Source organism: Halomonas binhaiensis, from assembly GCF_008329985.2.
Taxonomy (GTDB): domain Bacteria; phylum Pseudomonadota; class Gammaproteobacteria; order Pseudomonadales; family Halomonadaceae; genus Halomonas; species Halomonas binhaiensis.
Genome location: NZ_CP038437.2, coordinates 1,534,586 through 1,555,195 on the forward strand (window position 1 = coordinate 1,534,586; position 20,610 = coordinate 1,555,195).

Annotated in this window: 18 protein-coding genes and 1 other RNA gene; 7 read left to right on the top strand and 12 right to left on the bottom strand. The window is 57.4% G+C overall.

What is annotated here, in order from left to right:
- Positions 1–37 precede the first annotated feature (37 nt).
- Positions 38–997 (top strand): CHAD domain-containing protein, encoded by a 960-nt coding sequence (locus E4T21_RS06655; RefSeq protein ID WP_187775125.1) that lies wholly within the window; start codon positions 38–40, stop codon positions 995–997.
- A 13-nt stretch (positions 998–1,010) separates the two neighbouring features.
- On the opposite strand, the gene E4T21_RS06660 is transcribed toward E4T21_RS06655, so the two are convergent.
- On the bottom strand, positions 1,011–1,751 hold the full coding sequence (locus E4T21_RS06660) for a ParA family protein (RefSeq protein ID WP_149284258.1): 741 nt from the start codon (positions 1,749–1,751) through the stop codon (positions 1,011–1,013).
- A 309-nt stretch (positions 1,752–2,060) separates the two neighbouring features.
- Here E4T21_RS06660 and E4T21_RS06665 point away from each other — a divergent pair, with 309 nt between their 5' ends.
- Positions 2,061–2,297 (top strand): DUF2164 family protein, encoded by a 237-nt coding sequence (locus E4T21_RS06665; RefSeq protein ID WP_149284259.1) that lies wholly within the window; start codon positions 2,061–2,063, stop codon positions 2,295–2,297.
- Between the two features lie 394 nt (positions 2,298–2,691).
- Here E4T21_RS06665 and E4T21_RS06670 read toward each other — a convergent pair whose 3' ends face one another.
- Genes E4T21_RS06670 through E4T21_RS06685 form a run of 4 tightly spaced genes read right to left on the bottom strand, consistent with a single transcriptional unit; the run spans position 2,692 to position 5,012 of the window.
- Positions 2,692–3,006 (bottom strand): YqjK-like family protein, encoded by a 315-nt coding sequence (locus E4T21_RS06670; RefSeq protein WP_149284260.1) that lies wholly within the window; start codon positions 3,004–3,006, stop codon positions 2,692–2,694.
- Entirely contained in the window at positions 2,996–3,403 is a 408-nt protein-coding gene (locus E4T21_RS06675; RefSeq protein WP_149284261.1) for a phage holin family protein, read from the bottom strand. Before E4T21_RS06675 ends, E4T21_RS06670 begins: the two co-directional genes overlap by 11 nt.
- The gene (locus E4T21_RS06680) at positions 3,403–3,795 is read right to left on the bottom strand and encodes an ElaB/YgaM/YqjD family protein (RefSeq protein ID WP_149284262.1); all 393 of its coding nucleotides are present in this window, start codon (positions 3,793–3,795) and stop codon (positions 3,403–3,405) included. Before E4T21_RS06680 ends, E4T21_RS06675 begins: the two co-directional genes overlap by 1 nt.
- A 53-nt stretch (positions 3,796–3,848) precedes the next feature.
- Positions 3,849–5,012, bottom strand: coding sequence for a phospholipase A (locus tag E4T21_RS06685; protein ID WP_240349315.1), 1,164 nt, complete (start codon positions 5,010–5,012; stop codon positions 3,849–3,851).
- Positions 5,013–5,257: 245 nt separating this feature from the next.
- On the opposite strand from E4T21_RS06685, the gene mscK reads away from it, so the two are divergent.
- Positions 5,258–8,683: a mechanosensitive channel MscK gene (mscK, locus tag E4T21_RS06690; protein WP_149284263.1), complete on the top strand. Its 3,426-nt coding sequence runs from the start codon at positions 5,258–5,260 to the stop codon at positions 8,681–8,683.
- 28 nt (positions 8,684–8,711) lie between these two features.
- On the opposite strand, the gene E4T21_RS06695 is transcribed toward mscK, so the two are convergent.
- The gene (locus E4T21_RS06695) at positions 8,712–9,470 is read right to left on the bottom strand and encodes a TlyA family RNA methyltransferase (RefSeq protein WP_149284264.1); all 759 of its coding nucleotides are present in this window, start codon (positions 9,468–9,470) and stop codon (positions 8,712–8,714) included.
- Positions 9,471–9,630: 160 nt separating this feature from the next.
- Here E4T21_RS06695 and E4T21_RS06700 point away from each other — a divergent pair, with 160 nt between their 5' ends.
- A complete protein-coding gene (locus E4T21_RS06700) occupies positions 9,631–10,671 on the top strand; it encodes an AbrB family transcriptional regulator (protein ID WP_149284265.1) in 1,041 nt (346 codons plus the stop codon).
- A gap of 184 nt (positions 10,672–10,855) precedes the next feature.
- An RNA gene (gene ffs / locus E4T21_RS06705) (signal recognition particle sRNA small type) lies at positions 10,856–10,952 on the top strand.
- A gap of 83 nt (positions 10,953–11,035) precedes the next feature.
- On the opposite strand, the gene E4T21_RS06710 is transcribed toward ffs, so the two are convergent.
- The 4 genes from E4T21_RS06710 to E4T21_RS06725 are packed head-to-tail and all read right to left on the bottom strand — an operon-like array spanning position 11,036 to position 15,522.
- Positions 11,036–11,701, bottom strand: a complete 666-nt coding sequence (locus E4T21_RS06710; protein WP_240349316.1) for a nucleotidyltransferase family protein — start codon at positions 11,699–11,701, stop codon at positions 11,036–11,038.
- The gene (locus E4T21_RS06715; RefSeq protein WP_149284266.1) at positions 11,688–12,674 is read right to left on the bottom strand and encodes an XdhC family protein; all 987 of its coding nucleotides are present in this window, start codon (positions 12,672–12,674) and stop codon (positions 11,688–11,690) included. Before E4T21_RS06715 ends, E4T21_RS06710 begins: the two co-directional genes overlap by 14 nt.
- A gap of 2 nt (positions 12,675–12,676) precedes the next feature.
- Positions 12,677–15,025: a xanthine dehydrogenase family protein molybdopterin-binding subunit gene (locus E4T21_RS06720; protein WP_149284267.1), complete on the bottom strand. Its 2,349-nt coding sequence runs from the start codon at positions 15,023–15,025 to the stop codon at positions 12,677–12,679.
- A 14-nt stretch (positions 15,026–15,039) separates the two neighbouring features.
- Positions 15,040–15,522, bottom strand: coding sequence for a (2Fe-2S)-binding protein (locus tag E4T21_RS06725; protein WP_149284268.1), 483 nt, complete (start codon positions 15,520–15,522; stop codon positions 15,040–15,042).
- A gap of 369 nt (positions 15,523–15,891) precedes the next feature.
- Here E4T21_RS06725 and E4T21_RS06730 point away from each other — a divergent pair, with 369 nt between their 5' ends.
- Entirely contained in the window at positions 15,892–16,626 is a 735-nt protein-coding gene (locus tag E4T21_RS06730) for a tellurite resistance TerB family protein (protein WP_149284269.1), read from the top strand.
- 154 nt (positions 16,627–16,780) lie between these two features.
- On the opposite strand, the gene dauA is transcribed toward E4T21_RS06730, so the two are convergent.
- Positions 16,781–18,565 (bottom strand): C4-dicarboxylic acid transporter DauA, encoded by a 1,785-nt coding sequence (dauA, locus tag E4T21_RS06735; protein WP_149284270.1) that lies wholly within the window; start codon positions 18,563–18,565, stop codon positions 16,781–16,783.
- Between the two features lie 255 nt (positions 18,566–18,820).
- Between dauA and E4T21_RS06740 the strand changes: the two genes are divergently transcribed.
- Complete coding sequence (locus E4T21_RS06740) at positions 18,821–19,021, top strand: CopG family transcriptional regulator (protein WP_149284271.1); 201 nt, start codon at positions 18,821–18,823, stop codon at positions 19,019–19,021.
- Positions 19,022–19,099: 78 nt separating this feature from the next.
- Here E4T21_RS06740 and E4T21_RS06745 read toward each other — a convergent pair whose 3' ends face one another.
- Positions 19,100–20,341, bottom strand: coding sequence for a coiled-coil domain-containing protein (locus E4T21_RS06745; protein ID WP_149284272.1), 1,242 nt, complete (start codon positions 20,339–20,341; stop codon positions 19,100–19,102).
- Positions 20,342–20,610 lie beyond the last annotated feature (269 nt).

Below are 20,610 nucleotides of genomic sequence, written 5' to 3' on the forward strand. Positions count from 1 at the left end.
GCAACCGCGTGTCGCCAGTGCACATCAGGAGAGTTTCATGGCCAAACCTCTTGTCAGACGCCGACTGGGAACGGTATTCGAAGCAACGACGATCGAGTTGCTTGATGAAGCATGTCGTGCCTTTCCCAGAATCCAGGATCCACAGGACAGCGAAGGATTGCATGACTTTCGTGTTGCCCTGCGTCGGTTGCGCTCGTTGTTCAAGGACTATATCGGGTACTTTCCTGCGCGAGCGCCGAGAAAGTTGGTAACCGACCTGCGTGATCTAGCCCGTTCCACCAATACTGCGCGCGATGCGGAAGTGATGCTGGCCTGGCTTGAGTCTCAGGCCGAAGGAGCGCCTGCAGCAGAACGGGGAGCCATTGCCTGGTGGAAAGAACGCCTGAGTGCTCAGGTGGGCGAAGAGTATGCTGTTCTGGAAGGACGTGTCGCGAGTTTTCCGTTGCTGGATAACCGATTGCGTTCGGCCGTCAAGTCTCTACGCAAGGAATCCAGCAAGACGCCTCGTTTCGGTGCTGTCAGTGCGGAAGTGCTGGAGCACCTGACTGAGCAGCTAGGGGAAGAGCTGTCGGCCATGCGGGGTCGTGAAGACGAGAATGCCTTGCACCGGCCACGTATTACCGGCAAGCGAATCCGTTATCTGCTGCGGCCATGGCGCAAGGAAAGCGAGCTGTTCGAGAGGACGGAAGCATCAATGAAGGCGTTCCAGGATGCCTTTGGCGATCTGCATGATGATCTGGTTCGAGCCGAAGTGCTGCGTACCACGGTCCATCAGCATGTGTGGGAGGAAACCGAATTGCGCCTGGAGGCAGCTGTCTCGACATCAGGGGCGCGAGCCATGGCACCGCGCCATTTGCGAGGTTTCATGGGCTTGGTGGCCCAGCACGAGCAGCACACAGAGAACAACCTCCAGCGCGTCATGGCTCTGGTCAAAGGGCCGAACCGCCAGCAGTTGGACACCTGTCTGGCGGAGGCTGTTGCTTATATGCGTGGCTGAACCAGGTAACCTGTCACGCGATTCCCAGGCGCTGGTGGAGTTCTTTCCAGAGTGCCTGGTAAGCCCTGTTGGCTGGGCTGTGCGGTGCAAAAGAGCATAACGGCGCACGCTCCACACCCATGCGTTCTACAGCGCTGGCGGCGGGAATGACTGTCGACATGCGCAGTGGCCATTGCGCTCCCAGAGTATCCATGATGTCCCGGTGCATAGTGCGCCGGCGGTCGGCCAAGGTGACGAATGGCCATACCGGGCAGGCCAGGTCCTCGTCATCGAGAAAACTCTGCAACTGGTCCAGGGTGCGCAGGGAAAGGGTGGTTGGCACGAGCGGGACGAGCAGGGCATCGGCGCTGGTGAACATGTTTTCCGACAGATGGGAGAGTGTCGGAGGGCAGTCCAGCACGATCAGATCGTAATCGTTGCGGACTTCGTGGAGCATCTGGCGCAAATGGCTAGTGCCACGCTTTTCCAACAACTGGTCCAGGCTTCGGGATTCCAGTGATGCGGGCAGCACATCGAGGTTTGGCATCGCGGTAGAGCGGATGACCTTGTCGAAAGAGGACTTACCCTTGACCAGCTTGTTCACCCCACCACGTATACGTGGCTTGATCTTCAGGTAGAAGGTCGTGGCAGCCTGAGGATCAAGATCCCACAACAGCACTCGGAGGCCATGATTTGCGGCTTCCGCCGCAAGGTTGACGGCAGAAGCGGTCTTGCCCACCCCACCCTTGATGCTGTAGAGCGAAAGCATTCGCATGCTGGAGCTTCCCATTGTGCTAATACAAGGTGTCTTAATGCATGGCATAAGCTCATTTCGTGCATCGATCGTACCATGAAGTTATGACATTTCAGTAAGCGATTTAGCTGAGCAATAGCTCTCGTGCTCCTTCGCCTCTGGGCCACCCGTTTGACCTTCTACCGCCCCAGGGGCGCGCTGTAAGGCCTGTCTTGCTTGAAGAATCCTCAGCAACCTGCCTGCTACTGGCAAGAACCATTGGGCAGGCTGGGGCGTGGGCGTTTCTCGGGCTATAGTGGACTTGAGTGATATTCGCCATAAAGGTTTTTCATGAGTGAAGAAACGTTTGATCTGGTCAAGTTTTCCTCTGAAGTCAAAGAGCTCCTTCTAAGCGAACTGGATGTATCTGTAGGAAATATGGAGGTTATTGAATTTAGTGAAAAACTCTATGGAATGATTAGGGCAAGAGCATTTAATGAGGGATTGCTGGCTGCGAAAGATGTGTTGGAAAAGAAAATGGAAGATATTTCCGAACAATTGGATTTCTTGGTGAAAGATGAAAACTGATTTTCCACTTGAATAGTACGGGAGAGGGTGGGTGGATGCTTACCTCGAGAGGATGCGGACTGGCTTTCCTGTATCGAGTTGTCATTCTTTTTCGTCAAGAGAGGAGGTGTACGGGTATCAAGGGATGAGTAGATTTCATTCATAGAAAGGAATAGTGAAAAATTGAATGTTAAATCGTGGTGATGTTGAGCTCAGTGAGCCCATAGAGGAGTTGCGTGAATATTCAAAGTGGGCAACGGTGTATGGTTTTTCTTCCATCTCAAGAGATAGAGAAATAGAAAATCATGATAGGTTTTTGAGCTGTAATGGGGCGTGAATGAACGCTGAAAGTTGCTTCGTTTTGCTACGGCGTCATTGAGCTGGATGAATAGAAACGGAAAGAAGATATGCCCGCTCAACGAATTTTCAAAAGCCGCAGAGCGCGGTTCGCGATAAAGGCGGTAGTGGCTGCTTTGCGGGCGATCCGCACGATATGGCCAGGGCGACGCAGCAGTGGCAACAATGCTACCCCGCCAGCTATCAGAAGCGGGGTGCGCAAGGGGATTAGCCGGGTGAAGCCTCGGTCGATTTTCTGGCCTGCCTGATGCCATTCCCGAGTCGCCTCAAGCAGCATCAGGCGTTGTTGCTCGATGGTTGCCTCAAGCTCTGCCTTTCGCTGTTTGATAGTGACCCGAGAGCGAGGCTTTTTCCCTGGCGAATCAGCGGCCATTGTCGCTCTCCTGCCTTTCCTCTTCAGCGATTTCCCTGTCCAGGGCCAGTTGCTTGAGGGTGCTGACAAAAAGCGTGCGACGCTTGGCCAGGTGCAGGCAATACCAGGCCAGGCATAAGCCGCCTCCCAGAAGTACAGCGGTACAAATGGCCAGAGCCTGAAGCCGATAGGTCTCCCAGAAGACCACCACCACTAACGCCGTCAGGGCGGTGATGCCCAGCATCAGCAGGATCAGGCTGATGCCGACCAGCATCAGCAAGGTAATGAGACGCGCACGCTCTTCCTCGAGCTCAAGCACGATCAGCCGCAGGCGCGTCTCACCCGTGGCCAGCAATGTCATCAGGACATTCTTGCCGGCCTGCCATAGCCGTTGTACCGGTCCCTGGGACTGTGGCATCAGCGCCGTCCGATCAACAGGCCAACAATGACGCCTACCGCTGCGCCGACACCGACGGCCTTCCATGGATTTTCATGGACATAATGGTCACAGGCATCGACCTGGTGGGCAACACTATCACGGGTCTGGCGATAGGCGCGTTCCCCACGCTCCTTGATATGTCCCTCCATATCATTCAAGCGAGCTTTGGCATGCTTGAGGCTGTCTTCGGCTTTGCTCCGCCAGGCCTTGACGTTTTCACTGACACCACTGCCCACTTCGTCGGAGGTCGCGCTGAGCAGTTCTTCCAGAGTCTGGGAGAGGTGCTGCAGATCTTCCTTGAGCTGGTTCGCCGATGCACTGGCATTGTGTTGCTGCGAATCGTCCTTCTTGCTTGCTCTTTGATTTGCCATGGGATCGTCCTCTGACATAAGGGCTGCTTCGTGGATGATGGGATATACGCAGGTTACTGGCTATAGGTACCGGTTGAAAACAGTGGATTGAGACTGAAGCCCAAGCTGATTCGGTTGGAGCGATCATCGTAGTCGATCAAGCTCTCACCGTAACCATAGTAGTACTGCAGGTGGCCACGCACTTTTCCGAACAAGGGAATGGAATAATCAAGCTGTGAGCCGTAGTTGCCCTTTCCTGGATTGCCACGCACCATCAGACTGGCTTCGTGGTTGTTGAACATTTCGTGAGCGATGGTGATGTCACCATAGCCAACGTAATCCTCGATGTCAGGGTTATCGTCTTCGTTCTCATTTTCGGGAACCCGCCAATGGGGGGCAAGGGAAACAGCCCAATCATCGTTGACCCATGTCGATGTCAGGATCAGGCGGTTCCAGCTACGCGAAAGAGGCTCGGAGCGACCATTGGACTGGTGCGTGAACGAGACACGGTTGGTGGTGTTGGTCCAGCCCCACAGGTGGTAATCGTTGTTGAATTCCAGATAGGCTTCTGGCTCGTAGTTGGTCTCGCGAAAGGGCGCCGAGTTATCGCTGTTGTAAGCCTGCCACCAGCTGCGCTGGGTGTAGGCGAAGTACAGGTCAGCGTTGTCGAACAGCACATTATCGGCGACCTTCACCTTGGCACTGAACTGGAACTTGATTTCGGTGTTCTCGATATCCGGGACGCTGCCATCCCCGTCTTGGAAGGGCTCCGAATTGGGGTTCTTGTTGTAGCTGATGGGGAGGAAGTAATTACGCTTGTAGGCGGTAATCGCAAAAGGATTGCTATTGGACTCCCGCTCTAGCTCACGCCGCCTGCTCACCGTGGTTTCAATGGTAGGTTCTGGTTGAATTGTGTCGGCGGCAGCCACAGCGACAGGGCTGACATATGCCGTCGTCTCGGTAACGGCGGCTTCCTGCGTCTCAGCAGAAGCAGGTGCCTGTGTCGCCGTGGTTCGCGCTGCCACATCTGGCTCGGGCGTGCTGGGAGCAGGCTCAGCAAAAGGGCTCTGGTCTGCTTCCAGTCGTGTCTCCAGCTGTGCGAGTTCGGCCTTCAGCGCCTTGACACGGGCCTCCATTGCAGCACGTTCGGCATCGCTCAGGGTCGACTGAGCCGAGGCCGAGGAGGTGATACCGAGGATCAACATCGGCGTCGCCAACACAGTGAGACGTTTCATCATGGGCCTACCCATAGTGAGTGGAAGTTGGTGAATGGTTCTACCATGGCAGAATGGCAAGTCAACTTTGTGCAAGTAAATTGCGAAAGATTGCCATATTGACACACTGCGTTGAAAATCTCGTGTTTCTTCTGTGCCAGGGTAGGAAACGACCAACCATCAGCAGATCCTATCGTACCAGGAAGCTATTTCGTGTCAGGAAACAATACCATGCCAGGAAATTATGCCGTGCCAGGAAACGCAACTACATGATGCGCCATATTCGTATTCCCGTTCGTACCAGAGTGGTCTGGCTATTACTGGCAGTGTTATTGGCACTGTTCAGCACCTGTTCCCTGGCACAGCAGGCTGATGCCGAGGCTTTACCGAGCAAGGAACAGTTGCAGAAGCAGCTTGATGAACGCATTGCTGGTGCCAGTGATCCGCCCAGCGAGTCGGCTCAGCAGGACATTGACGCCCTTACAGAGACGATAGACTCACTGGATAAACTGGCCGATATCCGCCGCCAGTTCGATGAGTTGGACAAGCACCTTGAGGAGGCGCCTCAGGAGATCGAACAGCTGGAAGAAAAGTTACGCCAACGCCAGGAGTCGCCCGGCTTTGATGCAGGGGCCTTGGAAGGCATGACATTCGCGGAGCTGGAAGCACAACTGCGTCAGGCCAACCACAAATTGCAGCAGGAACAGGATGCCCTGACGGAAGTGCAAAGCGAGTTGCTGGGCGCGCGCACCCTTCCCGAACGTGCCCAGCAGACCATCTCGGATACCATACAGCGTCTCGATGAAACGCGCCTGGCAATGGAAGATTTCGATCGAGGCGATGTGCCTGACGATGACCCCCAGCGTCTTGCATACCTGTCTCGCCAGTTGCTGGACGAAGAACAGTTGCGCCTGAGCCAGCACCAGCTCAACACCAATACTCGCTTTCGAGAACTGTTACAGCAGCGCTCTGAATTGCTTGAGGTGGAAGTGGCCAGCGTCGAGGCCTGGGTATCGGCCTTGCAGGGCAGGGTCGACATGCTGCGACGGGAGAGATCCGAGCAGGCCATTGCCGAGGCAGTGAAGGATGAACCCGAGGCGGTAGCCGCTCATCCGGTGATTCGTCAGGCTCAGCAGGACAATCGTCAGTTGTCATTGGATCTGTTGGATGCCACTTCCAAGTCCAATGAACTAGTCCGCGATAGCCTCGATGTGCGTCGCCAACTGGACCGTGTCCGCCGTATGCAACAGGGGCTGAGTCAGAATATTGAAGCGGTGCGCGGCAGTGTGCTGCTGTCACGTATTCTGCGTGAACAGCGCGAGGCCTTGCCGAATGTCGAGCCGCGCAGGGAGCTGCGTGACAATATTGCTGACCTGCGTCTGGAACAGTTCGAGTTGGACGAACAGCGTGAACAACTGCGTTTTCCTGAGCGTCTGGCACGCCAGGCCCTGGAAGATGCGGGTGTCAAGGATGATGACATGGAATCCTTGGTCCCCCCGCTTGAACAACTCTATCGCTCCCGGCGCGATCTGATCGGCCAGTTGGAGCCGATCTATGGCGATATGCTGACATCGGCCATTGAGCTGCAACTCAATCAGCAGCAACTGCTGTCCATCAGCGAGTCTTTGCGCAAGAGCATCGACGAGCAACTGTTCTGGGTGGCCAATGCCCGGCCAATCGATCTGGCCTGGTTGAAGCGCTTGCCGGAGCACTTTGTCAGCGAATGGACCCAGGGAGAGTGGCGCAGGGTGCTGCCCAACAACTGGCGCTGGCCTGATTCTGGTGCCTGGTCGGCCTTGCCTGTGTTGCTGCTTGCTCTCGTGCTGCTATTGCTGCGCCGAAAGATCAAGCGACACCTGTTGGTGATACATGAACAGATCGGTCGCCTGCGTTTTGATACTCAGTTGCATACACCGAAGGCGGTTATTCTCAATGCCTTGCTTGCAGCGCCTGCACCATTGGCTCTGCTGGCCTTTGGCCTGGTTCTGGAATTGGGTGGAGCGGGAGTCGCGGTCAGCATAGGGCAGTCTGTGGTCCAGCTGTCCCTGGCATGGGGCGTGGTGGCCTGGGCCAGACGTCTGCTGGTGAATGATGGTGTCGCCCGGCGCCATTTCCACTGGCCACTGGGTTATGTGCAGAAGCTGCGCTGGTGGATGTTATGGCTTGGCGTCAGCCTCATACCGGTGTTGCTGATTGCGCCGTTGGCGCGGGATGCGGCGGTAACATTCAATCAGCGTCCGTTAGGGCTGGGATTGTTGCTGATCGGCCTGACTGGCATGAGCATTTCTATGGCCAAGTTGATCATGGCCCATACACCGTTCTTCGGTATCAAACTGTTCCGCCTGATCCTGGGGCTGCTCATGGCCATGATACCGTTGGTGATTGGTGGGGCCGTGCTGTATGGCTATGTCTATTCGGCACTCAGCCTGGTCAGCCGCTTCGGCTTTACGCTGTATCTGCTCGGTGTCTGGATTCTGGTTGAAGCCGCAGTGGTGCGAGGACTGGCCGTGGCGGCCCGACGCCTTGCCTATCGCCGAGCCCTGGCCCGGCGCCGGGCGATGACCCAGGACGAGAGCGAGCGTGGCCTGGATATCGTTGAAGAGCCACCGCTGGATATGGAGCAGGTCAATCAGCAGTCTCTGCGCTTCTCCAAGCTGATTCTGACACTTGGCTTTGCCGCGCTGCTGTATTTGGTATGGGCAGACTTTCTCGCCGTGCTTGGCTATCTCGATAACGTGACCCTGGTGGAAGGGGCCGCAGGAGAAGGCGCCGAGGCGCTTCAGGATCGCCTCAGTGTGGCGGATGTGGTAATAGCGCTGTTCATCGCAGGACTGACGATGATGCTGGCGCGTAACCTGCCTGGCTTGCTCGAAGTATTGGTATTGTCCCGCCTGGAGCTGAAGCAAGGGAGTTCCTACGCCATTACTTCGCTGCTTTCCTACACCATTGTCGGCACCGGCACGGTGATGGCCCTGGCAACCCTTGGGGTTTCCTGGACCAAGCTGCAATGGTTGGTAGCAGCGCTGGGTGTGGGTCTTGGTTTTGGTTTGCAGGAGATCTTTGCCAACTTCATTTCCGGCTTGATTATCCTGTTTGAACGGCCGGTGCGTATCGGGGACACCATTACACTGGGTAATCTCACCGGTACGGTCAGCCGTATCCGTATTCGTGCCACGACGGTGACGGACTTTGATCGCAAGGAAATCATCATTCCCAACAAGACCTTCGTCACCGATCAGTTGATCAACTGGTCACTGTCGGACAGTGTGACCCGGGTAACGCTGCACTATCGGGTCAGCCATGATGCGGACAGGCATGTGGTCCACCGTTTGCTGGTGCAGGCGGCCCATGACAACTCCCGTGTACTGTCGGATCCGCCCCCAGAAATCTTCTTCATGGCATACACGTCCAGTGCCATGGAGTATGAACTGCGCATTTATGTCAACGCCTTGGGTGACCGGCTGCCTGCCACCGATGAGGTCAATGGTGCCGTTGGTGACCTGTTTGCTGAACATGGCATTCGCATTGCCTTCGAGAAGATGGATGTACATATCCAGCATGCCAGCCATGAAAGCTGGGGCAGTCGCCCCGCCCGACCCGGTGACTCGGAGCAGCCGCCGATGGGCCGCACGGGCGATCCTGGTGATGTCGGCATTGGCGATGGTGACGGCGGGGGAGATGGCGGCGGGCGTTGATGCGCTGTCTGCTCCAGGCCGCGCCGGATCAGCGCCGCATGGCCTGGAGCAGAAACTCGCGGTTGCCGTCGCCTCCCAGGATCGGACTATCCTGCCAGTGAAGAATATTGAAGCCGCATTCTGTGCAAACGGCACGAATGCGCGCTTCGACTTCGGCATAGCGGCGAGGATCAGCCACCACTCCACGGGCGTCGACAGCACCTGGGCCGACTTCGAACTGGGGCTTGACCAGGGATACCAGGCTGCTGCCTGACGGCAGCAGGGCCGCAATTTCCGGCAGTATCAATGTCTGAGAAATGAAGGACACATCCATCACTGCCAAGGCGACAGGACCATGTTGAGCGATGGCTTCTACCAAGCGGGCATCATTGGCCATGGCGCGTGCATTGAGCCCTTCCAGGCAGGTAATGCGAGGATCTGAGCGTAGGCTTGGGTCGAGCTGGTCATGGCCAACTTCGACACCAATCACATGTGCCGCGCCAAAGCTCAGGGCGCAATCGCTGAATCCCCCGGTGGATTGACCCACGTCGAGTACGCAAAGCTCCTGGAGCTCCAGCCCAAGTGTCGTGATCACGGCCTCCAGCTTGAGCCCGGCACGGGATACATAACGCTCTTCCGGGTCTTCTTCCACCACCAGTTGCAGATCGTCCGGGCACTTTTCTCCAGGACGGGTCAGTACTTTTCCGTCATCGGCCCTGCGTACCCGTCCGTGGCGAATCAATCGTTGAGCACGAGTTCGAGAGCGGGCAAGGCCCTGGCCGACAAGCAACTGATCGAGGCGTGGCATGGAAATTCCTGTGGCTGACTCAAGGTGCCGAAGAAGTTGGCGGCACAAGTATGCCATACTGGATTGATTAGTCAGTTAACTATGGCAACACGGCATGGAGGCTTGCAGGTTCGGCACTTCCATCGTGTTTCCTTCGATAGGCATGACAACAGGGGGATAAATGGATCGCTCTCGCTGGCTGGCCCTGGGGCGTTCCCTTGTCGGGGGAGCTGTTGGAGGTAGTGTATTTTCCCTGACTGGCTTGCCGCTGGCATGGATGCTTGGCCCTCTTGTGGCCAACCTGCTGCTGGCCAGCCGTGGCGTGGATGTGGCAGTGCCAGAGCGCTTGCGCGGTGTCTTTCTTGGGGTCATGGGGCTGGTGCTGGGGGCCAGAGTAACACCGGAACTGACTCACCAGGTGCAGGAGTGGTGGTTGTCGGCGCTGTTGCTGGTGGTGGCGATAACATGCTCCACGCTGGTTGCCGCGTGGTGGTATCGACGTCGAGGCTTTGATGGTATCAGCGCGTTGTTTTCCTCTGCTCCCGGTGCCATGACTGCGATGATCATCATGGGGGAGCAGAGCGGCGGTGAACCCACCCGTATCGCAATTGCTCAATCGCTGCGCATCGTTCTGGTGATCCTGCTGTTGCCGCCTCTGTTCTGGATGCTGGAGGACCCTGCCACGGGCATGACTCGGCCAGTTCTGGAACTGGAAGATGCCTGGCTGCTGCTGGGCATACTGCCGGCAATCTGGCTGGGCAAGAGGCTGTGTCTGCCGACACCGGAATTGCTGGCACCGTTGATCCTTGCTGCGCTGGTTTCAGTTGCTGATGTCGCTCATTTCAGCCTGCCTCCTGTCGGCATGAACATCGTGCTGTGGGTGACCGGCAGTGCCATCGGGGCTCGTTTTCGCGGTCTATCCGGTGCGATTTTTTCTCGCTCGTTGCTCGATTCGACAGTAGCCACTGCATTGGCATTGATGGTGCTGGCAGTCTTTGCTGAGCTGATTCATCGTCTCGTTGGTGTGCCTCGGGATGTGGCTCTGTTGGCGTTGGCGCCAGGGGGCATTGGCGAGATGACGATTCTCGCCGTGGCGTTGAACCTGGATCCGGTATTCGTGGCCTTTCACCATCTGCTCAGAATGATCCTGCTGATGTTCGCAGCTCCCATGCTGGCCCGCTGGATACAGCACAAGGCCCAGCGCGATGTCGCCAAGGAGTGAAACGGCAGCCAATGCGTACACTTTCCCCACTTCAGGGTTGTGGTCGCGGTGCGGCGTTGGTATAGTGCCTGCCGTCTTGGAGAGATAGCACAACGTGCTGATTTTCCAAGCGCCTTCAATCAGGCACCTTCATTCATGGAAGTTGAAATTCATGAATGTCGAGACTGCCTTGCTGTGGTGGCCCCGTCGGTCCTCCCGCAACGCGAAACTGCGAACCCCGCCAGGCCCGGAAGGGAGCAACGGTAGTGGTGGATGCGTGTGCCGGGATGTGGCTGTCGGGGCTGCCTCCTTTTGTGGTCGATGATGACTCCCGTAGTGATGAACTAGCGATGAACTAGTGACGAACTGTCGCTATAGGCCATGATCATAGGTCGTGGTTGCCAGTCATCTTGTGGCGATCCATTGCTCTCCAACGTTCCAGCGCTTGCGGTGTGTCGATATCACGACATACGCCAGGATCGGCAACGTGGATTTGCCGACAGGCATCCCGGTGGCGTTGGATGATTTCCTTTCCCCCCTCGTCTCCATCCAGTCGTTCCAGTTCGTTGAAGAAATCCCGACCGAAAAGGACAGGGTGTCCCGGTAGCATGCTGTGGCTGGACAGGAAGACTGGGCGAATGATGTAGTCTGGTGCTGACTGACGGCACAGTGCCTTCAAGGTACTGCTGGCAATATCCGGCATATCGCCGAGCAGGATGGCGGCAGCATTCACCTTGGCCATGGACGGATCACACCGGATAGCCGCGATGGCATCACCCAGGCTGGCCCCCAGTCCAAGCAGGGCTCGAGGAGCACGCAGGACGGCAACGCTCTCAGGTATTCCCAGGACAGCCGGGTTGTCTTCTTCGCGCAGAACCACGAACACCTGCTCGAAGGCTTCGCAAGCCCTGGCCACTGAAGCAGCGAGCAACGCCTGTCCATTGGCCAATTGGCTGATACGCTTGTCCTCTGGACCAAAACGCCGCGAGAAGCCTGCTGCGAGAACAATGGCGATCGCTGTGTCGGGGAGTATTCGCTCACAGTTGGTCACGGGGCTTGTCTCGTTGAACTCGTACAATATCCGCCATCACGGACAGGGCGATTTCGGCAGGGGTCTTGCTGCCCAGGTCCAGACCAATGGGCATGTGCAGGCGCGCAATATCGTCTTCGCTCAGCCCCCCTGAGCGTAGCAAGCGCTCCCTGCGGGATTGAGAAGTCTTCAGGGAGCCCATCACGCCGATATAGAAAGCCGGAGTACGTACGGCTTCGATCATGGCCAGGTCATCGATGCGAGGGTCATGGCTGAGTGCGACCACCGCGGTTGACGCGTGACAGCCACCGGAACTGATGAACAGGGAAGGCAATACGGCCTGTACCTCGACCTCGGAGACATGAAAGCTATCCCGAGCTTCATCTCGTGGATCGCAGACGATGACCTCGAAACCGAGTGTCTTGGCGAACTCCGCGCAGACCACCGAAACCGGAGAAATGCCCGCGATGATCAGCCTGGCAGAAGGGCCTATGCGCATCTGAATCAGATGGCGTGTGGTGTCGTGCTCCACGCGTGGTCCCATGCCATTGTCCGACAGGAAGCGAAAGCTGCCGTTGGTGCTGTCGACACAGCGTGTCAGGCAGCGTTGGCCGAGCAGAGTGGCGTGAAGAACTTCCAGGTGCACCAGAGTGGGGGTATCCGGGATCAGGCGCTCAACCAGCACCTCGAGGATACCGCCACAGGGCAGGGTGATGCTGGGGTGCTGGGTTTGTATGGCCTGGTTTTCTCCGTAACGCACCAGCGTGACCGGCTGGTCGAACTCTCCCTGCTGGACCCTGGCCAGGAAATCCTCTTCCACACAGCCGCCGGAAAGCGATCCGACATGCTTTCCGTCGCTTCTTGCCACCAACCAGGAACCGGGCTCGCGCGGCGACGAGCCGAAGGTGGAAAGCACTGTGCATAGCCACAGAGTCTCTCCTTCGCGAGCCCAGGCCAATGCCTGCTCAATGACCTGCAAATCCAGGTGCTTCATTGTCAGGCCTTCAATTGATTTCCGATAGGCAAGCGGCGAATACGTTTGCCGCAGGCGGCATGGATGGCGTTGCACAGTGCAGGAGCCACCGGTGGCAAGCCGGGTTCGCCAACCCCACCTAGCGGGGTATCCGGCACATCACCAATCAAATGCACACGCGTGATCTTGGGTGTGTGATTCATGCGTGGAATCAGATACTGGTGGAAGTTGGTCTGCTCTATGGCGCCATTCTTGGCGGTAATCTCGCTGTGCAACGCGATACCAATGCCCATGACGCAGGCGCCTTCCATCTGCGAACGGATACGTTCAGGGTTGATCTGCGGGCCGCAGTCAAAGGCGATGTCAGCACTGTGAATCGTCAGTTCGCCTGCATCATCCACCTCGACATCGAATACCACGGCGGCATAGGACACGAAGCTATGATGCACCGCCAGCCCCAGCCCGCGTCCTTCCGGGCGCTCACGTTCCCATTCGGCAGCTTCCGTGGCTTTTTCGACCACAGCACGCAGGCGCGCAACATCGATGGGATAGCGGTTAGGGTCTTCGCCATAGTTCCAACTATCGTCCACGTCACGCGGATTGATCTGGCGATCGGGGCCGAGCAGTTCAAGCAGGTAGTCACGATGGTCGCGATTAGCCGCTTGTGCCATTTCGGCAACGAAGCTCTGGATGGCAAAAGCATGGGGCAGGTTGTATACCGACCGGAACCAGCCAATACGCAAGTGGGCGGGGGCCGCCGGATTTTCCAGGCGTACATTGGGGATATCGAAAGGCATCGTGTTGAAACCCATGCCCAGTTCGGAAGCACTCAAGTGCTTGGGATCTTGCTCGAACAGTGAACTGATCGTCGGTGCCGCGGTGCGGTGCCGCCATCCTAGCGCGTTACCATCGGCGTCAAGACCCGCTTCCAGCCGATCCGCGGACACTGCGTGGTAAAAGGAATGCTGGACATCGTCTTCCCGCGACCATTGCACACGAACAGGTCGACCATCCAGTTGCTTGGCCAGTGTGGCAGCCTCAAACACATAATCCGGCTTTGATTTGCGGCCGAAGCCCCCGCCAAGCAGCGTGACGTTGATGGTGACATCCTGGGCATCGATACCCAGCAACTCTGCCACGCCATCGCGAGTGGCTTGTGGGGCCTGAACGGGAGCCCAGGCTTCGGCCTTGCCGTCCTTGAATACCACCTGGGCGACGGGAGGCTCCATGGGCGCCTGGGTCAGGTGAGGCATGTAATAGGTGGCGTCCAGCAGCGTCTCGGCATCATTCAGAGCCGCGTCAATGTCCCCGCTATTGCGGATCACTTCGCCAGGGGACTGTATGGCTTTCTCAAGTTGTTCACGAAAGTCATCGGAGTTGTAATTGGCATTGTCGCCAGCGGAGTCATTATCCCATTCGATCTTCAGTGCACGGCGGCCTTCCATTGCCGCCCAGGTATTTTCGGCCACTACTGCCACGCCCCCCAGTGGGTGGAAGGCGGAAGGCTGAGGTGTCCCTTCGATCTTCACCACCTTGACCACGCCAGGGACTTCCAGGGCGGCACTGTCGTCGACGCTGGCAAGCTTGGCACCGTACACCGGCGGATGTGCCACCACCGCGTAGAGCATGTCATCCAGCAACACGTCTGCCCCATAGGTGGCTTTGCCGGCGACGATATCTGCCCCGTCGATGGCAAAGGGGCGTTTCGAGACATCCGGGCCCGTTTCGTTGTCCCGGCCGATATAGCGCCACTGATCTCGCGGTTTGAGCACCAGGCTGTCGCGTTCGGGGACCGGCAACTGGCTGGCGGCTTCGGCAAGTTCGCCAAAGCCCAGCTCACGACCGCTGGGAGAATGCTTGACTGAGTGAACTCCCGCCTGGCACTCCTTGGCATCGACTTTCCACTGAGCTGCAGCGGCCTGTTCCAGCATGGTCCTGGCCGCGGCAGCGGCACGCCGCATAGGATCGAACCAGTGGCGCATGCTACGCGAGCCATCGGTGTCCTGGTTGCCGTAGCGTTCTTCATTGCCTGGGGCCTGCTCGACATGCACTTTTTGCCAATCTGCCCCCAGTTCATCGGCAACCACCATCACCAGGCTGGTGCGAATGCCCTGACCCATTTCAGAGCGATGGTTGACGACCGTGACATTGCCATCGGTGTCGATATGGATGAACACATTGGGATCATCGACCCAACCATGCGGCATGCCATCCGCGCCATACTTCGGGGATTCCTGATCTTCGGCCCAGGCCAGGTTCCAGCGTGCGGCAATGACCAGAGCCCCGCTTGCTGCCATGCCCTTGAGAATCTGGCGGCGGCTGACATTGGCCAGCAGCAGGGAATCGCGTGGCTTGTTTACGGCTTGGTTCATGGTGACATCCCTGCTCATGACTGCTCCTCCTTGGTGGCTTCAGGTGCATTTCCCGCAACCTGCTGAATGGCCTGGTGGATGCGCTGATAGGTACCGCAGCGACACAGGTTGCCGTTCATGGCCGAGATGATTTCCTCATCGCTTGGGGCAGGGGTTTCCTTGAGCAGGGCCGTGGCGCTCATGATCTGCCCTCCTTGGCAATAGCCGCACTGGGCAACGCCAAGATCCAACCAGGCTTGCTGGACACGGCTGCCGGTTTCATCGTCGGCAATGGCTTCAATCGTGGTGATCTCGTGTTTGGCGGCGGTGGAGATCGGAGTGATGCAGGAGCGTGTTGGCTTTCCATCCAGGTGCACCGTGCAGGCGCCACATTGTGCTATGCCACAGCCAAATTTGGTTCCGGTGAGCTTGACGACATCCCGCAGTGCCCACAGCAGCGGCATTTGCTCAGGTACATCGAGCTCATGCTTCTGCCCGTTGATGGTTAGGGTGATCATCTGCAATTCTCCTCATTGACATGCATGTCAGGAGACACCGATCTTTGCCGGCTCTGTCCCCCTGGAAAGATTTCCTTGATGCAGGTGCACAGAAAAACAGTGTAGGTAAAAGTTAGGTGGATAAGCGTAAAGCGCCAGTAGATTGATTATCGTAGAGGATTAGCTTGATATGCGAGGGCTGTCTATAAGCGAGAGACTCTGGGGAGTGGAAGAGCTTAGTTGAGCATATTCAGGCAGTTGGCTCTTGTCATATTTATTATGCTCTTTCGGTTGTTGGGCGGCTCCGTGTATCTAGTAGGGTGTATCTAGGCGTTCGTTGGACGGGTAGGATCTATACTTTCTCACTCTTTCTATAACGAGGCTGCAACTATGAATGCCAAGTTCCTGTTGGATCAGTTGCTGAATCAGGCCAAGGGAGGCGGCAAAACGTCGTCCCGCTCTGGTGGATCTTCAGGTGGTTTTGATGTCGGGGGGCTGATCGGTAGCGTGGCGTCCTCACTGGGTGGTGCCAAACGTGGTGGCAGTAGTCGCGGAGCAGGCATGGGCAGTGGGATGGACATGAAGAGCCTGCTGGGAGGCGGTGCGCTTGGCATGTTGCTGGGCAAGGGCGGCGGCAAGACGGTGAAGTACGCTGCCTTGGCTGGCCTTGGCATGATGGCCTTCAAGGCATGGCAGCGTTCTCAGGGGGCTGCTGCAACTTCCCAGCCTCCGTCCAGCGAAGGGCAGCCACTCGAAAATCTGGAAGGGTCGGCCCAGGAGCAGCGCAGTCTCAGTGTATTGCAGGCTGTGATCATGGCGGCCCGCGCCGATGGCCATATCGATGCCCAGGAGCGGCAACTGATCACGGAGCAAATGGGGCAACTGGGGGCTGATGACGAGCTGAATGCCTGGGTGCAGCGTCAGCTCGAGGCACCGCTGGATGCCCAGGCGCTGGCCAGTCAGGCGGACTCTCCTCAGGCCGCTCGTGAAATGTACCTGATCAGCTACGCCGTGGTCAGCGATGAAAACGCCATGGAGCGAGCCTGGCTGAATGAGCTGGGTCAAGCGTTGGGGTTGGATGAGAGCGTGCGCAAGGAGCTGGAAAATCAGCTGCAAGCCGGCTGATATGCAGGCAAGGGTCCATGGGCTCCACCGATCAAGGCCATGAGGTGCCTTTGGTAACGCCAGCAGAGTGACATCAAACCTGACAGCAGCGCCGGAATAAGTCTCCATCTGGAGCCTCGTTCCGGCGCTGCAGCTTCATTCTGGTGCTGTAACTTCATTCCAGTGCTGCAACCTTGTTACGTGCTCGTTGCCATTGCAGCGCAATGGCTCGGGCGCGTTTTCCACTTCTGGCATAGCTTAGCCGACCTGCTGTCTTGCGAATGCCCGCACGGCGCAGCTTGACGATCATTCTGGACGGCAGACCGGTAAGGATGAGCCCGACGCCAGCATGATGCATTTCATCGATCAGCGACTTGAAGGCAACGATGGCGGTGCCATCGATGCTCGGCACGTCGTGCATGTCGACGATGACAGTGCTTATCTTGGGGTCGACCACGCGTAGCGATACCAATGCTTTTTCGGCCACGGCAAAGAACAATGGGCCATTGATGTCATAAACAGCGATGCTGTCGGGTAATGGCGCGATGCTGGGGTCGTCGTCAGTTTCCACGCGGATCGATTGTGTCACCAGAGCCATGCGGTGGATGAACAGGGCGGCAGCCAGGCCAATGCCAACGGCTACGGCCAACACCATGTCAAACAATACGGTCAGTCCGAAGCAGGTCACCAGTATGGCGACATCCCCCGGAGGCGCTGAGCGCAAGGTGTGCATGAAGTGGCGCACCTCGCTCATGTTCCAGGCGATGATGAACAACAGGGCTGCCAGAGACGCCATGGGTACCATGCCGAGTACTTTGGCAAGGGCGATGACCGCGAGTAATACCACCAGTGAGTGAATCGTGGCGGCAACCGGTGAGTGGGCTCCACTGCGGATGTTGGTCGCTGTACGTGCAAGGGCGGCCGTGGCGGTAATGCCACCGAACAGTGGTGCGATGAGATTGCCCAACCCCTGGCCGATCAGTTCAGCATTGGGGTCGTGCCTGGTCTTGGTCAGGCCGTCGGCAACAACAGCGCAGAGCAATGACTCAATAGCCCCCAGCATCGCGATGGCCACGGCAGGACCGAGCAGTTGGTGAACCAGCTCGAAGTTCACTGTCAGTAGGGAGTTGTCTGCGCCTGGCAGTTGCCAAGGAAGTTCGAAGCTCGGGGCAATGGGAGGAATGCCATGCCCAGTGGTGCCATCCTCTGCTGTCCAGGTGAACCGTGATGCGATGGTTTCCACCATGGGGTTCGATCCACCCAGCCAGTGGTTGACCATCCAGGCTGCGACGCTGCCGATGAAGAGGCCAATCAGCGGAGCCGGAATGGGAATCCTCAATTTTGGCCAGACCAGCATGGCTGCCAAGGAGAGGATACCGATGCTTGATTCATAGGGATTGAGACTGGGCAACGCGTGAAGAGTGTCTGCAAGGTTGGCAATGAAGTTCTCGCCCTGAGCGACATGGATTCCAAAGAAGTCGGGAATCTGCATGGTGGCGATGACCACTGCGATGCCAGAAGTGAATCCCAGGATGACGGGATAGGGAACAAATTCGATCAGACGCCCCATACGCGCGAACCCCAGAGCAACAAGGATCAACCCTGCCATCATGCTGGCGATCAAGAGCCCACCCAGACCGTGGTTGGCCACGATCGGAAACAGGATGACGACGAAGGCAGCGGTGGGGCCGGAGACGTTGAAACGGGCTCCGCCAGTCAGCGCGATGATGGCACCGGCCACAATGGCCGTATAAAGGCCATGCTGGGGGGGGACGCCGGTAGCAATCGCCAGAGCCATGGACAGTGGTACGGCGACGGTGCCAACGGTCAGCCCTGCCATGACATCCCTGCGCAGATCCTTCGCACCATATCCATCTTGCAGAGTTGTCCGCAGGGCGGTGCCGATGCCGGGGATACTTCGGAGCAAGCGATGTGATGATCTGCGTTGCTGTGACGACATGATCGAAATCCCCAGTGAAGGTGGTGGGGTAGTGACCAAACTGCTCGCAGTCGCAACGTATGGCGCTGGCCCGGTTAGATCACAAGCATGTTAATAACATTAACATGTGGTTCTCATTGTCTACAAACAAATGCCTATGCAATAGGTGGTGTAGGGGTTCTCAAGGACAGCCATGAGGCTATTGGTGGGCATTGGCATTGCGGGAGGAAGGCCTTGCAATTAACATTTAATGTTAATGTTTTCTGGAGCTTTGCCATGGAAAAGAAGACCGCACGCTTGACGCTGCTGATCGATCCGCACAAGAAACGGGCTTTCGAGCAGTTATGTGCGGAACAGGACCTGACGCCATCCCAGGTGGTTCGCCAGATGATTCGTGACTACCTGCGTGAGCATGGCGTGGAGTATGAAACTCAGCCCGGTGCGGATGTCGGTCGGCATCGAAATGGCAAGGCATGAGCGAGAGGTACATGTGAGTCCTCTCGCCATGACTGCGCCACCATCTGATGGAGTCCAATCCTGTCAACTGGCTGGCAGTCAACTGATTGATAGTCGTTCAGGGGGCTGATCCTGAGGCAACAGCGGTATCGGGCGAACAGCGAAGAGTACCCGGAACAGCTTGATGGTCAGCCACAGAATGCCCAGCGGAAAGATCAGGGTCTGAAACACGAAGAGTGCCATCAGGTGCAGGACGGCGCTGGTACCTGACTCTATCCGTGCCTGGATGGCCTCGGTGTCGATGGTACTGGACAGTGTCGACAGCTTGTCACCTAGGCGGTCAATAAAGCCTTGATCCTCACCTGCAAGGTGGCGTCGAACACTTTCGCGTTGCTTGTCGAGGCGGGCCAGTTCCGCCAGCTGTGCCTGGTGCTCTTCCGTTGCTGTCTCCAGGTCTTCGCTTTGCCGGGCGAGGCGTGCCTCGAGCTCTTCCAGCCGGGGTTCCGTATGGAACGGATTAAGAAGGTCTGAAAGGCTCATGTCGGCCTTGATCATGGCAATGCGAGCGCGACTCTGAGTCACCAGGTTTCTGGCCACGGTGAGACGCTGGTTGACTTCTACCAGGTCATCGCGTACTTCCCGGCGCTGGGTTGTCAATTGGGTTATCTCGTCCTCCAGGCGTTCTCGCTCCTTGGCAGTGAGGTGATCGGCGGAGGGCGCTGCTGCACTCGTCTGGACTTCTTCGGCCAGGATATTGACCTGGGCCATGTTGCGTTCGGTGGGCTCATCCAGAAAGGCCTGTGACACTAGAGTGTTGAGCAGCAGGGTAATCAGCACCAGAAAGCGAGGCAGGCAGACCAGCACAAAAAGTTTCCAGCACCAGCGTGCGCTGCGAGGATGCAGCCATACGCTGGCGAGCAGCAGCAAGGCAGTGATGCTCAAGGTGGCCTTGAAGAAGGGCGTTGCGGAAATCTCGAGGAGCAGGTTCTGACCGACGAGGGAACCGATGGCCAGCATCATGATGTCGGCATATTGCTCCACCAGATCATTGAACGGATCGAGTATCTCGAAAGGTCTTGTCGAGACGCCGGCGCCGAGGGAGAGGCCAACCTCGGATGACTGCAGTACGGAAATTCCCGCGTTTAGCCCTCGAGCAGCGGCATAGGCGACCAGAGCCTGAGTGGTGGCACTTTCTACATGGCGTTGAGCCGTATGGTCGACAGCGTCCCACCAGGAGATAGCGACGAGCATCAGCAGCACGAGAGAAAACAGGGCCTTGAGCAGGATTCTGCGATGATGCTGGCCATGATGAGAGGGTGCGGGAGAAGAGGGTGCAGGCATAGAAGAACATCCAATCAAGCGTATTCGGTGATAAAAGATGGAAGCTTGGCAAAAGCGCCGATTGATGCTCTGGCGACTTGGCTTTGCGCTATTGGCGCTGCCCGGTAGAATGTTACCCCAAGACTCCAGCACCGATCATCGCTAAGCACCGGCGCATTGTGCCGTAGTGCTAAGTAGTGTTAAGGCCGCGCTAATGTCGCAGTATGCCTGTGTAGTGTTAATGTGTGGCGTTATTGTGGCGAACGGGATTCATTCGATGAGACGGTGCT

What these genes read in the sequence shown, in the direction of transcription:
- E4T21_RS06695 (WP_149284264.1), bottom strand. Translation starts at nt 9,470, where the DNA reads ATGCCACGCCTCGATCAGTTGCTTGTCGGCCAGGGCCTTGCCCGCTCT.
- mscK (WP_149284263.1), top strand. Translation starts at nt 5,258, where the DNA reads ATGATGCGCCATATTCGTATTCCCGTTCGTACCAGAGTGGTCTGGCTA.
- E4T21_RS06665 (WP_149284259.1), top strand. Translation starts at nt 2,061, where the DNA reads ATGAGTGAAGAAACGTTTGATCTGGTCAAGTTTTCCTCTGAAGTCAAA.
- E4T21_RS06730 (WP_149284269.1), top strand. Translation starts at nt 15,892, where the DNA reads ATGAATGCCAAGTTCCTGTTGGATCAGTTGCTGAATCAGGCCAAGGGA.
- E4T21_RS06670 (WP_149284260.1), bottom strand. Translation starts at nt 3,006, where the DNA reads ATGGCCGCTGATTCGCCAGGGAAAAAGCCTCGCTCTCGGGTCACTATC.
- E4T21_RS06720 (WP_149284267.1), bottom strand. Translation starts at nt 15,025, where the DNA reads ATGAACCAAGCCGTAAACAAGCCACGCGATTCCCTGCTGCTGGCCAAT.
- E4T21_RS06715 (WP_149284266.1), bottom strand. Translation starts at nt 12,674, where the DNA reads ATGAAGCACCTGGATTTGCAGGTCATTGAGCAGGCATTGGCCTGGGCT.
- E4T21_RS06655 (WP_187775125.1), top strand. Translation starts at nt 38, where the DNA reads ATGGCCAAACCTCTTGTCAGACGCCGACTGGGAACGGTATTCGAAGCA.
- E4T21_RS06680 (WP_149284262.1), bottom strand. Translation starts at nt 3,795, where the DNA reads ATGGCAAATCAAAGAGCAAGCAAGAAGGACGATTCGCAGCAACACAAT.
- E4T21_RS06660 (WP_149284258.1), bottom strand. Translation starts at nt 1,751, where the DNA reads ATGCGAATGCTTTCGCTCTACAGCATCAAGGGTGGGGTGGGCAAGACC.
- E4T21_RS06745 (WP_149284272.1), bottom strand. Translation starts at nt 20,341, where the DNA reads ATGCCTGCACCCTCTTCTCCCGCACCCTCTCATCATGGCCAGCATCAT.
- E4T21_RS06740 (WP_149284271.1), top strand. Translation starts at nt 18,821, where the DNA reads ATGGAAAAGAAGACCGCACGCTTGACGCTGCTGATCGATCCGCACAAG.
- E4T21_RS06725 (WP_149284268.1), bottom strand. Translation starts at nt 15,522, where the DNA reads ATGATCACCCTAACCATCAACGGGCAGAAGCATGAGCTCGATGTACCT.
- E4T21_RS06700 (WP_149284265.1), top strand. Translation starts at nt 9,631, where the DNA reads ATGGATCGCTCTCGCTGGCTGGCCCTGGGGCGTTCCCTTGTCGGGGGA.
- E4T21_RS06685 (WP_240349315.1), bottom strand. Translation starts at nt 5,012, where the DNA reads ATGATGAAACGTCTCACTGTGTTGGCGACGCCGATGTTGATCCTCGGT.
- E4T21_RS06675 (WP_149284261.1), bottom strand. Translation starts at nt 3,403, where the DNA reads ATGCCACAGTCCCAGGGACCGGTACAACGGCTATGGCAGGCCGGCAAG.
- dauA (WP_149284270.1), bottom strand. Translation starts at nt 18,565, where the DNA reads ATGTCGTCACAGCAACGCAGATCATCACATCGCTTGCTCCGAAGTATC.